The following is a 12,846-nucleotide window of genomic DNA, read 5'->3' as shown; positions in this document are numbered from 1 at the left end:
TTGTTGAGTGATGAAGTTATTTATAGTGTTATTGACCGGAGCTTTTATGTTAGCTACCGGAACTTCTGATGTTTTTGCCAAGAAAAAGGAGAAAGTGCAAATAGAAGCAAAATCGGATACGGTTCAGACTGCTCCTAAAAAAAGGAATACTCAATACCCACGTTTGTTCAGAAACAAAAGAGTGGTGACAAAGAAAGGGCTTATAACGATCCATAAGATTGATGATAAACTTTATTTTGAGTTTCCTAAAAGCTTGCTTGGACGTGATTTTCTGATGGGGTCTTCAATTTCGGCAACTAGTGATAATACAAGTGGTCTTGTCGGACAAACTATGACTACTCCGCTGCATATTCGTTTTGCCATACAAGAAGATCAGGTGTATATGCAGAATGTGACTCCCATTTCCCGGATGGATGTATATAGTACTCAGTCTGATATCAGTAAGGCAGTAGCGAAAAGTAATATAACGCCGGACATGGAGTCATTCAAGATTGCGGCTTATAATATGGATAGCACGGCAGTGGTGTTCGAGGTTACCAAGCTCTTTCTAGCTGATAATAAACGTCTTCCCCTGTTTGACAAGAACAGTGCCTCTTTGAAGGATGAGAAATATGGTCAATTGGAGTTGAAAGCTGTATTGAAAAAGAATCTCTCTTCCATCAGAAACTTTCATGTCTTTGATGATAATCTGGAGATCAATCTGGATATGAGTTTTTACCAATCTCTTCTTGCTAATAAGAAGGAAGTCAGAGGAGGAAGTGTACGGGTGAAGGCGGTTTATTCAATGCTTTTATTGCCGGAAGAGACAATGGCCTGGCGATTGGGCGATCCCCGGTTAGGGTATACATTTACCAAAAAGCAAAAGATATCAACGGAAAAAGACGGTACGGCCTTTTCATATTTGCAACATAAATGGAATCTGTTGCCAGCCGATGAGGAAGCATATCGTCGGGGGGATTTGGTTGCTCCGCGGAAACCTGTGATATTTTATATCGACAGTGATTTTCCGGAAGCCTGGAAAAGAGCAATAAAAGAAAGCGTCAACTGGTGGAATGAAGCGTTCAAGATGGCTGGATTTAAAGATGCTGTACAAACTGCGGATTTTCCTGTAAACGATACGACATTCTATGCTGGAAATTTGAAGTATTCTTGCATCCGTTATGTGCCTGTAAATCTCTCAAAAACTCAGAGTAAAGTTTGGGTGGACCCTCGTAGTGGAGAAATTATTAATGGAACCATTTTTGTCGGGCATGATATAGCAAAGACGATAGCCAATCAACGTTTTATTCAAACAGCTCAGGCTGATAAACGTATGCGTGATCTGCACTTGTCGGAAGAGGTCTTATTAGAGAGCATTCGGCTTTATATAGCTCGTGAAGTAGGTCATTGCTTAGGTTTGGCTGATAATGCTTCCGCTTCGGCTGCATTTTCTGTAGAATCATTGCGAGCATCTGCATTTACCCGACAAAACGGTATTGCTTCTTCAGTAATGGATGAGCTTCCTTACAATTATATTGCCCAGCCACAGGATGATAAGGTCAATTTCGTTCAGAATAAATTGGGAGCTTATGATTTATATGCAATCCAGATGGGATATATGCTTATTCCTGATGCGAAGACACCGGAAGAAGTTCGTGAAAAGATAATGAGATGGGTATCCATGAAGTCGGGAGATCCGGTTTACCGCTATGGCAAAGCACAATATCAGGATGCAGAATATGATCCGAGTGCGTTGGGAGGTGATTTAGGTAACGATGCTGTTAAAGCGGGAAAATATGGAATCAGTAATCTGAAATATATCTTGGGAAATATGGATAAATGGGTGGAACAACAAGATTCGGACTATCATTTCCGCATTCATATTTATCCGGAGATAGTTAATCAATATAACCAATATTTGATGTATGCCTTTCAAAATGTAGGAGGTTTCTATCTGTCCGAGCATATTGTAGGCGATCGTAATCAGGCTCTATCTGTTGTACCTAAAGTACAACAGCGTGAAGCAGCTCGTTTTGTAATGAATGAGTTGTGCAATATGACTTGGTTGGATGATTCTTCCATACTTCGTAACATGCCAGTGCAAACTCCGGTTTATCAAAAGATGATTAAGAATTTTGCAAGTGTTCTGGTGGCTACTAAGCGAGTGTCATTAGCTTATTACAAAGATAACAGCAGTTATTCTCCTGAAGAATACCTGAATGATATTTATAACGGTGTATGGGCATCGACTTTGAAGGGAAAATCATTGAACCGTGCAGAAATATTGCTTCAATATGAAGTGGTTGCCGCTATTTTGAGAAAGTTGCAATTGCCTAATCACATGGAAACTACAGGTCGTGAGAAGAAAAAAAGAGAAGGTTGAAACGCTGTTACAGTCTACTCTGCCCAAAGTAAATACAGTTGGAGGATTCGGACCTTTGGGATATATCACCAATTTATCGAATGATAATCAGCTGCATTTGTATCATGGGTTGTTGATTCGTATTCAGAAGTTAATGGAATCGCGTTTGAATTCAGGTTCTTATGAAACAAGGATGCACTATGGGCAGTTGCTGGAGAAGATAGAAGATATACGTAATTGGTAAAATAATAAGAAAACACGATATGAGACGATTTTTGATAATTTGTCTGGCTGCGGTATTTACGTTGCCTGCTGCAGACGCAAATACGATTTTCTGGAAAAAGAAAAAAGACAAAACGGAAAAGAAAGAGAAAAAACTCAGTAAGTACGAAAAGCTGTTTAAAGACAAGAAGGTAGAAACTTCTAAAGGTCTGCTCACGTTACACTTTGTAGACAAGAAAAAGCTGCTCGTAGAGTTCCCCGTTTCACTCATGGGACGAGAATTTCTTTTAGGTTCTAAAGTAGTAGAAACCTCCGATATGGGAAATGGACCGGCGGGAACGATGTCGTATACTCCCCGTCATATTAAATTTGCGGTAATAGATAGTACTTTGTATATGAAGGAAGTCAGCAGAACAGGACAGAATATGATATTCTCCAGTTCGGCAAATCAGAATATGCAGGAAGGATTGAAGAAGAATTCATTATCAACCATTGTAGATGCTTTCACTATTGCTGCTTTTAATAAAGACTCTTCGGCTGTAGTGGTAGATATGACTTCCTATTTTGTATCTCATACAGAAGACATGAATCCTTTTTCAAGCGGTAAACGTACAATGGAATATGGATCGGGTAGACAGGCTGTGAAATTCAAAGATGATTTATCATATCTGATGGGAGTGAAAGCTTTTGGAGATAATGTGTCTATTATTTCTAAACTGACTTACTTAATGAACTTAAGCGTAGGTGGACAACTTGTGAGTGTGGATGAACCTGTAAGTATGACAGTAAATCGTACTTTATTGTTGCTCCCTGAAAAGCCGCAGATGCGTCCGCGTTTAGCTGATCCCCGGATAGGAATAGGTACTGTGGCTATGGAAAATATGGGTACGGAGGTTGATGGCTCCAGAATGGAACACCGGATGAAACGTTGGAATCTAGAGGTATCGGACGTTGATAAGTACAAACGTGGTGAACTGACAGAGCCGAAAAAGCCGATTGTTTTTTATATGGATCCCAATTTTCCGGTAAGTTGGAGAGCGGCTGTAAGAGCAGGAGTAAATGATTGGAATAAAGCTTTTGAGGCTATTGGTTTCAAAGATGCTATCCAAGTGAAGGACTTTCCGAAAGATGATCCTGATTTTGATCCTGATAATTTGAAGTACAGTACGATTCGTTATGTTCCTACCGGAGTGGTAACGACCATGAAAGATGCATCATTTGCTGATCCTCGTACTGGGGAAATTATGAATGCCTCTCTATACCTTTATCATGATTTGCTGAAGTGGAATAATATCCAGCGTTTTGTACAGACTTCTCAAGTTGATCCAGATGCACGTCATCTTCGTTTGCCGGATGATTTGATGAGTGAAACGCTTCGTTGTGCTGTTCGCCGGGAAGTAGGCTTTGCTTTAGGATTGATAGAGAATATGGTGGGCTCTTCTGCTATACCGACAGATTCATTACGGTCGGCTTCTTATACACAGAAATATGGAATAACTGCCTCTGTGATGGATGAAGTAGGTTTCAACTATGTAGCTCAACCGGGTGATAAGGGAGTGATGCTTTCTCCTAAATTGGGAGTGTATGACTACTATGCTATTAAAGTAGCCTACAAACCGATTTTAGAAGCACAAACAGTACAGGAAGAGAATAAGGTAGTACGCCAGTGGATTAGTGAAAAAAGCGGTGATCCGATGTATCGTTTCGGAACCAAACAGTATTTGCTTACTACGTTCGATCCGTCAGCTCTTTCTTTTGATTTAGGAAATGATGCGATTAAAGCCAGTACATATGGTATTAATAATTTGCGTTACATAGTATCTCATATGCATGAATGGATGGATGCGGAAGATAAGAATTATGATTATCGTAATATGGTATTTCCGTTTATCGTACAGCAATTGAGAGGATACTTGTTTAATGTATATCGCAATATCGGTTCATTCTATCTGAATGAGCACTTTGTTGGTGACGCTAACGCAACTCTTACTGCGGTACCCAAGGATTTGCAGAGAGCCTCTTTAGATTTCCTGTTTACTCAACTGAAGGATTTGGAATGGATTGATGATGAAGACGTCATAAAGAAACTTTCATTTTCCGGTTCACAAGCCCGTAAGATTCTGAAGAATTATGTAGTGAAGGAAAAGAATGTGATTACAGACTTATATCAGACTAAGCGTGTTTCGTTGACGTACTATCGTGATCCGTCTTCTTATAGCCCTAAAGAATATATCGATGATTTATATGAATTAGTATGGCGTCCGACAATGGAGGGACGTTCGTTGACGGAGCCTGAACGTATCATGCAGGCTGAGTTCTTGTCGAATGTGCGCAACAGTGTGGATATAAATGGTCAGAAGAGATGGTTCGGGCAATATTATTTGTCAGATGACAACGCGGATAAAGTAGGAGCTCTGGACGAAGAGGAAAATGAAGATGCTGAAAGCGCAATAGAGGAGCAGGGTTACGGTTCTCGTGCTGTCATGAACAATATAGCAACGGATAATCAGAACCATTTATGGTACGGCACCTATCAGAAATTGGCGGAGCTAATCAAGAAACAACAAATGACTGGGGATGAACAGACGCGTGCCCATTATAAATATCTGCTGTTCTTGATGACGCGTTCCTGGAAAGATACTCCTAAAATTTAGATAAACATACATATATTATTTTGCATAAATAGAATATACAACACGAATTATGAAAAAAGTATTTCTTTTTTCCTTGGTATATCTTTTGTCGGTAGTTACGGTGGTAGCTCAACAGAAAGATAACAAGCAGCAAGTACAAAAAACAAAAGTTGAAAACAGTGAAGTACCATCAGGGTACCGGGCAGTTTTTGGAAAAGTTGTTGATCAGGAAGGGCTCCACTTGGTTGGAGTGACTATCCGCTTGAAAGGTACGGATTTTGGTACTACTACGGATATTAACGGAGACTTTAAACTTTTTTATCCTATTCGTAAACATCCGGTGATTATTGTTTCCTATATAGGAATGGTTACAGAGGAAATCAGTTTGGGAGATGATGCATCTAAAGATAAGGCGCGTGTTATTAGGCTGAAAGAAGATGCTGTGATGACTGATGAAGTGGTAATTACCGGTTACTCTAATATTAACAAAAAGAGTTTTACGGGTAACAGTGTGCAGATTAAGAAAGAAGATCTGTTGAAGGTTTCAAAGACAAATGTGTTTTCTGCTTTGCAAGCATTCGACCCATCTTTTCGTATTCAGGAAAATAGTCAATGGGGATCGGACCCGAACGCTATTCCGGAACTGTATATTCGAGGTCGTTCTGGTATAGGTATCAAAGAGTTGGATTCAGAAACGTTGTCTAAATCCAACTTACAGAATAATCCGAATCTCCCATTGTTCATCATGGATGGTTTTGAAGTCTCGGCTACTAAATTGTATGACCTTGACCCGAACCGCATCGAAAGTATTACTATTTTGAAAGATGCGGCTGCAACAGCTATGTATGGTTCACGTGCAGCAAACGGTATCGTCGTTATCACTACTGTTCCTCCCAAACCGGGTAAGTTACAGATTGATTATAGCATGACCGGAACCTTGCAAATGCCGGACCTGTCTGATTATAACCTGATGAATGCCGCTGAAAAACTGGAAACTGAACGGTTGTCCGGTTTCTATATCGGTAAAGATGCCGGCGAACAATATACTCTCGACAGAGAATACTATGGTAAATTGCAAAATGTAAAACGGGGTGTCGATACTGATTGGATTTCTCAACCGGTACATTCTGTATTCAATCATAAGCATAGTTTGTCTTTAACTGGAGGTACGGAAAATCTGCGTTTCTCTGTGGATTTGAGTTATAATAAATCCGATGGTGTGATGAGAGGCTCTTATCGTGACCGTACTGGCGGAGGTTTGGCTTTAGATTACCGTATCGGTCGTTTGCAGGTACGCAACTATGTTTCTTATTCGTCAACACGTTCTAAAGAATCACCTTATGGAAATTTCTCGGATTATACAACTAAACTGCCGTATGATACTTTCCGTGATGACGATGGCACCTATTTGACAAAAACAACCCAATGGCACAATTTGGGTATGGATAATCTGGCCAATCCTTTATACGAGGCTACATTGAAAAGTTATGATCGTTCTAATGCGGACGAATTCATAGATAACTTATCTGCCAACTGGTATATTAATGATCACTGGCAAATTAAAGGGCAGTTTGCTTTAACAAAAAGTTATTCCGAATCTCGTCGTTTCCTTGATCCGTTGTCTGCAAAGAATACAGATGTATTGAGCGGCACGAATAAAATATCCGGTGAATTGACTACTGGCAGTGGCAATTCTTTTTCTTGGGATATGAATGCTTTCCTTGCATACAACCGGACTATTAAGGAACATAATATCAATCTGTCAGTAGGTATTAATGCGACTTCTTCCAGTGGTACAAGTTCTTCGGCTCGCTATTTGGGTTTCCCATCCGGTGACTTCGATTCTCCAAACTATGCACAAAAGATTTATGAAAAACCGGATTGGAGCGACACCAAATCGCGTCTGTTCGGTGCGTTGGCTACTTTAAACTATAGTTACCAGAACATTTATTTGCTTGATGCTTCTGTCCGTAGCGATGGTTCTTCTGAATTTGGTTCAGATAATAAGACAGCCCTGTTCTGGTCGTTTGGTTTGGGACTTGCTTTGCATAACTATGAGTTTATAAAGAAGTTGAACTTTATTGATGAATTTAAAATTCGTGGAACTTATGGTTCTTCCGGTAAAGTAAACTTTGAGCCTTTTGCAGCGAAAACCGTTTATGAGATTAATGGTGATGAATGGTATGAAACCGGAATGGGGGCCAATATGATAGCGATGGGTAACGTGAATCTGGGTTGGGAAACTACTTACCAGACAGATTTAGGATTTGAGTTAGGACTGTTGAAACGCCTGTTCTATGTTTCGTTTGCTTATTATAATAAACGTACTGTAGACTTGGTGAATGATGTAACTATTCCTAGTTCTACCGGTTTTACTTCCTATAAAGACAATGTTGGAGAGATGCAGAACCGTGGATATGAAATTAATGTACGTAGCAATATCATTCGTAAACGTGATATGCAGCTTTCATTATTTGCCAACTTAGGTCATAATGAAAATAAATTAGTGAAGATTTCTAATAGTCTGAAAGCTTATAATGACTTGGTTGATCAGAAATATGCAGAATTGGGTAACTACGATGCCAATGCGGCGAAGCCTTTCCGTAAGTACGAAGAAGGCGTTTCTACTACGGCTATCTCCGCTGTGAAGTCTCATGGCATTGATCCGGCAACAGGAAAAGAAATCTTTGAAAAACGCGACGGAACGTTGACCACTAAGTGGGATTCGGCTGATATGATTAGTTGCGGTGATACTGAACCGGATATTCAGGGAACATTCGGTTTCAACTTCTCTTGGAAGAAATTCAGTCTGTACACTACATTCATGTACGAATATGGTGGTCAACGATATAATTCAACGTTGGTATCCAAGGTTGAAAATGCTGATATCTACAACTCTAACGTAGATAAACGTGTTCTTTCCGACCGTTGGAAAGAGCCGGGAGATAATGCTTGTTTTAAAGCATTATATAATGGCAAGAACAGCATTGAAATAACTAAATCAACGACTCGTTTTATTGAAGACTACAACTTGTTGTCATTGAATTCAATAACACTAGGCTATACTTTCGGTGCAGAACAAATCAAAAAATTGGGATTGAGTATGCTTCGTTTGGAAATAGGTGCTAATGACCTTGCCCGTTTCTGTACAGTGAAACAAGAACGTGGTTTGAGTTATCCTTACTCTAGAAGCGTCAATTTTACTGTGAATGCAAGTTTCTAAGTTGATCGTGACAAATATTAAATAAAAGGAAGTATATGAAAATTAAGAATATTATATTAGTTTTATGTACGTCATTGACGTTTTGTTCCTGTTCCGATTGGTTGGATGTAAGTCCTAGTAATCAGGTTGATGGAGAAGATCTTTTTAACTCTGGAAGTGGTTACCGCATTGCTTTAAATGGTATTTACAAACAGATGTCCAGCCAGTATCTTTGGGGAGAAGAGCTGACATGGGGAATGGCTGATGTATTGGGACAGAATTATACCAAATCTAATTTGGGAAGTACGGACTCGAAGTATTGGCAGGCCTGCCAGTATAAGTATACAGATAAAACACTGGAACCGGTTATTCAAAGTATTTGGTCTACGGCATACAATGCAATAGCTAACTGTAATGAGTTGATTAAAAACATCGAAAATGCCGATCCATCCATTTTTCAGGGTAAAACACTCGAGCAGGATTTGATTTATGGGGAAACATTAGCATTAAGGGCGATGTTACACTTTGAGGTTCTTCGTTTGTTTGCTCCCAGCGTCACAGCAGATGATGGAAAGAAATATATTCCTTATTATGCGACTTTCCCTTCTATATCAGAACCCTACCTGACAGTGAAAGAAATATTGGCTAAAATAGAAAAAGATTTGGAAGAGGCACGTAATTTAGTGCAGACCTATGACAATCAGGAAGGTTATAAGTTATTAATGACCAAAAGTTATCGCTTTGAAGGCGGTGATTTAGTAACTGACATGTTCTATGCCAGCCGCGGTTTTCGTATGAGTTATATTGCTATTACTGCTTTGCAGGCCCGCGTATTCTCTTATGCAGGAGAGTCGAAGAAAGCTTATGATGCAGCATCGGAAGTGATTAACTATACGGATGATAATGGAGATAAGATGTTCACCTTTACCGCTAATGCCAGCTTTAATACAAATCCTAAAATGAAGGACGATTTAATTTTTGCTCTTTCAAATTCTAAGGAAGTAGAGCTTTTCAAAGCGTGGGATAATAGAGATGAGGATGGTGGAATGGTTTCTATTGACTATGATGATTATATGGAGATTCTGGATGAAAATGCCAACGACAGGCGCTGGAATGCGATTGGTGGTATGATGGATATTCACAGTGATTATGACTGGTATTGTGTGATCTCTAAGAAATATATGGATGACGCCTCTTACACGGATCTCGATAAACGTATTATTCCTGTCATCCGTTTGAGTGAAATGTATTATATACGTGGTGAATATTTGGCGGAAACTGATCCGGTGGCTGGAACGTCAGAACTGGAAACAGTAGCACAGGCACGCGGATGTACAGCCGGAATTTTCTCTTATATTTCTACTTTAGAGGAGTATAAGAAAGCGGTTTTGAAAGATGCCCGTAAAGAATTTCTTGGTGAGGGCCAGTTGTACTATTTTTATAAGAAATACAATATACTTCCTAACTCAAAGGTCAATTTTATATTCCCATTGCCGGATAATGAGATGGTTTACTAATTTTATAGATAAATAGAAGATGAAAAAGATATATTTATTTTTGACTGCAATGGTCTTGACACTGACTGCGTGTGAGAAAGACCAGATAGGCAGATACGATTTGGGATCATATGTCTATTTTACACAGAAAGAAACCGCATTACAGAGCTTTTCTTTTTCTTACTATCCCGGACTTACCACTCATTCATTGGAATTTGAAGTGAATCTGATGGGAGACTTGTTGAAAGAGGACAAAACTTTTGAATTATATATTGATACGGAAAAGACAACTGCTACTCCGGATATGTATGAATTGAATCTTCATCCGGTTTTTCATCAGGGAACTCCTACCGACCAGATAACAGTGACTTTAAAGAATCCGAATGATATTTTGAAGGATAAAGAAGTGACATTAGTGTTTGGCATTAAGGAAAATGAGAATTTTCAGCCGGGTTTTGTTGGACAGCGAAGCATTACGATAAACTTTAATGATATAGCTAGCCGACCGTTATGGTGGGATAGTACGGTTGAAAGTTACTTGGGTGCATATGATGCTTATAAACTTGATGAGTTTATCAAATGTACGGGAATCAATGACTTGACAGGTATGGATGAGACTTTGATTAGAAAATATGCATTAGACTTCAAGAAATATATTGAAGAAAACGGATTGGATATTAATATTCCGGTTTATTAATGAATAAAATGAATTTGAATATGAGAAAGAATATTTATGTTCTGCTGTTATTGTCTTTAGTAGTGTTTTTGGGAAGCTGTTATAGCGATAAAGGAAACTACGATTATGAGGATGTAAATGAGATAACAGTTGATTTAGGAGGGGCTAAATATACCTATGTTGTAGGAAATGTAGCCAGATTGGAACCGAACATCACTTTTGCTACACAAGAAATTGCAGAATCAGAATTAGAATATAACTGGACATTGAACGGTGAGTTTATATCTGACAAACGGGTGTTGGAGTTTACCGTAGAGAAAATAGCAAGTCAGGTAGAATGTCAGTTGCGTGTAACTAACCCGAAAACCGGTCTTACATATATCGGTCGTACAGCGATGGACTTTACGCAGAAATACAACTTATATGGTTGGCTGGTGTTATCGAAAGATGAACAAGCCTCTTATCTGAACTTTATGACTGCGACGGGTACTGACGCACAGATTTATGAGGAACATTTAAACGTTTATCAAGAACAAAATCGAGAAGTTCTTCCTAAGGAGACATTGGGACTGCTGGAGCATTTCCGTTCGGGAGGTTCAAGTAGCAATCCTTCTTCTGTATGGATTGTGAATCCGAAAGCTGACAAGTGCGTGGATTTGGAAGGTGCTGCTTTTACTAAAGATCTTGTTTTGCCGGATGCTTTCCTGGAACCGGGTTTTACAGATAATCTGAAAGTAAAACAGATTGCGGAACTAAAATGGTTGACTGTTGTGGTGGATCAGGATGGAAAAGCATACACGCGTAAAAAGTTATCGGAGAAAGCTTTTCATACAGGCAAATTTCTGTCAACACCATTGACTTTCGAAAATAAAGAGGTCAAAGTGGATAGATTTCTGATTATACCGGAAATGCGTGCTTTGAATATGGCGTTTGTGGAAGGTGAAAAGGGACAGCACCAACGTATTTTGGCTCTAATGGATTATGACAAGCAGTCTGCAGGTAAAGTGCTTCAATTTACAGTAAAGCAAGAAGACTATGATAAGAATGGTTTTTATGATGCACCGAAGTTGGACGATTTGTTAGATTATGAGGTTGTGTATCTAGGTTATGCCCGGCCGAGGACTACAGGGCTTACAGATGGTACCTATGTTATGACTTTGATTTTGAAGAGAGGAAGTGAGTATTTATATCAGGAATATTCTGTGAATAAGGCTTCAACAAGTAATCAAGTAACAGCTATCCCATCAGTGAACAAGTCAATTCATTTCGGTAATTTATTAGAGGGAGCTGTAATTTATACAGCACCTTATATTAATAATAGAACTTATTTATTGATAGCTAAAGGGAATGACCTTTATTATATCGACCGTATGACGATCGACAAGGATCCAATCAAAATGAAGACGTTTGATGCGGAAATAACAGCTTTGAATGCGGAAACCTCACAAGGTAACCAATTAGGAGTCGGATTGGCTAATGGAAAATTCTTTGTTCTCTCTTTGAAAACAGAGGGACTAGGCACGATTTTGGGAGATCCTGATAAAGAAGAGGCGGAGAGATATTACCAGGTGAGTGGTCGGATATTTGACATTCGTTATCGTTTCAAATACAGTAATGGCTGGACTTAATACAGTACTATACTATATATAGTGAGATAAAAAATAATCCCGGTAGTTCGTCCAACGACTACCGGGATTATTTTTTATCTATTTTTTACTCCGTATACTTCCGTATGAATTTTACTCTTGATTGTTTCAAAGTCCTTTTCACAATCCAATTCTCCGTGTACCATTAAATACATGGGGAGAAAATCATCTCCGGGTTTGTAAGGAGGTTGGCAATAGTCTTTTTCCCACAGCGTAAAGCCTTGACGTTGATAAAAGCTGATGCGTCGTTTTGCCATTTCCTCTATCGGACGTTCTACTTCCAATACGATCGGGCGTTTCAAATAATTGCACAAGTATTCCAGCGTGCGTTTTCCATAGCCTCCATTTCGCAGGGCAGGATTGGTTGCAAAGTGTTCTACATAGTAGAAACTGTCAAAATCCCAATAGGTAATGAAGCCGACTGGCAGGTCATCATCAAAGATAATGTTATTATAGAAGTTGCCCGTACGATCAGTGTACTCGCGTAGTTGTTCCAACTGACGGTACTCTTCTGGTGGAAACGAGTCAATTAGAAGCTCTTCCATGAATTTGTAATGTTGCAGATCCGACGTACTAATTGGCTGAAGTCTAATCATGAGGTTTGGGTTTTAAGTTTGACAATAATATAAT

At 39.2% G+C, this 12,846-nt stretch carries 8 protein-coding genes; 7 read left to right on the top strand and 1 reads right to left on the bottom strand.

Going from position 1 to position 12,846, the window contains the following annotated elements; translation table 11 throughout:
- Positions 1-10 precede the first annotated feature (10 nt).
- The 7 genes from NXX38_RS25985 to NXX38_RS25955 are packed head-to-tail and all read left to right on the top strand — an operon-like array spanning position 11 to position 12,198.
- Positions 11-2,362 carry a zinc-dependent metalloprotease gene (locus NXX38_RS25985; RefSeq protein ID WP_258981692.1) on the top strand — a complete coding sequence of 784 codons (2,352 nt, stop codon included), beginning with the start codon at positions 11-13 and terminating at the stop codon, positions 2,360-2,362.
- Entirely contained in the window at positions 2,337-2,585 is a 249-nt protein-coding gene (locus NXX38_RS25980; RefSeq protein WP_258981690.1) for a hypothetical protein, read from the top strand. Before NXX38_RS25985 ends, NXX38_RS25980 begins: the two co-directional genes overlap by 26 nt.
- A 19-nt stretch (positions 2,586-2,604) precedes the next feature.
- A complete protein-coding gene (locus NXX38_RS25975; RefSeq protein WP_258981688.1) occupies positions 2,605-5,217 on the top strand; it encodes a zinc-dependent metalloprotease in 2,613 nt (870 codons plus the stop codon).
- A 49-nt stretch (positions 5,218-5,266) separates the two neighbouring features.
- Positions 5,267-8,419, top strand: a complete 3,153-nt coding sequence (locus tag NXX38_RS25970; protein WP_258981686.1) for a SusC/RagA family TonB-linked outer membrane protein — start codon at positions 5,267-5,269, stop codon at positions 8,417-8,419.
- A gap of 35 nt (positions 8,420-8,454) precedes the next feature.
- Positions 8,455-9,915 carry a RagB/SusD family nutrient uptake outer membrane protein gene (locus NXX38_RS25965; protein WP_195650501.1) on the top strand — a complete coding sequence of 487 codons (1,461 nt, stop codon included), beginning with the start codon at positions 8,455-8,457 and terminating at the stop codon, positions 9,913-9,915.
- 19 nt (positions 9,916-9,934) lie between these two features.
- Positions 9,935-10,591, top strand: a complete 657-nt coding sequence (locus NXX38_RS25960; protein ID WP_195650502.1) for a DUF4843 domain-containing protein — start codon at positions 9,935-9,937, stop codon at positions 10,589-10,591.
- 20 nt (positions 10,592-10,611) lie between these two features.
- Positions 10,612-12,198, top strand: coding sequence for a PKD-like family lipoprotein (locus tag NXX38_RS25955; RefSeq protein ID WP_258981683.1), 1,587 nt, complete (start codon positions 10,612-10,614; stop codon positions 12,196-12,198).
- 74 nt (positions 12,199-12,272) lie between these two features.
- On the opposite strand, the gene NXX38_RS25950 is transcribed toward NXX38_RS25955, so the two are convergent.
- Positions 12,273-12,812 carry a GNAT family N-acetyltransferase gene (locus tag NXX38_RS25950; RefSeq protein WP_258981681.1) on the bottom strand — a complete coding sequence of 180 codons (540 nt, stop codon included), beginning with the start codon at positions 12,810-12,812 and terminating at the stop codon, positions 12,273-12,275.
- Positions 12,813-12,846 lie beyond the last annotated feature (34 nt).

Source organism: Bacteroides sp. BFG-637 (genome assembly GCF_024793605.1).
GTDB lineage: Bacteria > Bacteroidota > Bacteroidia > Bacteroidales > Bacteroidaceae > Bacteroides > Bacteroides vicugnae.
This window is presented reverse-complemented; position numbering and strand designations above follow the sequence as displayed.

Bases quoted from the DNA above. Each gene is read 5' to 3' on its own strand.
- NXX38_RS25950 (WP_258981681.1), bottom strand. From the start codon at position 12,812: ATGATTAGACTTCAGCCAATTAGTACGTCGGATCTGCAACATTACAAA.
- NXX38_RS25985 (WP_258981692.1), top strand. From the start codon at position 11: ATGAAGTTATTTATAGTGTTATTGACCGGAGCTTTTATGTTAGCTACC.
- NXX38_RS25970 (WP_258981686.1), top strand. From the start codon at position 5,267: ATGAAAAAAGTATTTCTTTTTTCCTTGGTATATCTTTTGTCGGTAGTT.
- NXX38_RS25975 (WP_258981688.1), top strand. From the start codon at position 2,605: ATGAGACGATTTTTGATAATTTGTCTGGCTGCGGTATTTACGTTGCCT.
- NXX38_RS25955 (WP_258981683.1), top strand. From the start codon at position 10,612: ATGAGAAAGAATATTTATGTTCTGCTGTTATTGTCTTTAGTAGTGTTT.
- NXX38_RS25960 (WP_195650502.1), top strand. From the start codon at position 9,935: ATGAAAAAGATATATTTATTTTTGACTGCAATGGTCTTGACACTGACT.
- NXX38_RS25965 (WP_195650501.1), top strand. From the start codon at position 8,455: ATGAAAATTAAGAATATTATATTAGTTTTATGTACGTCATTGACGTTT.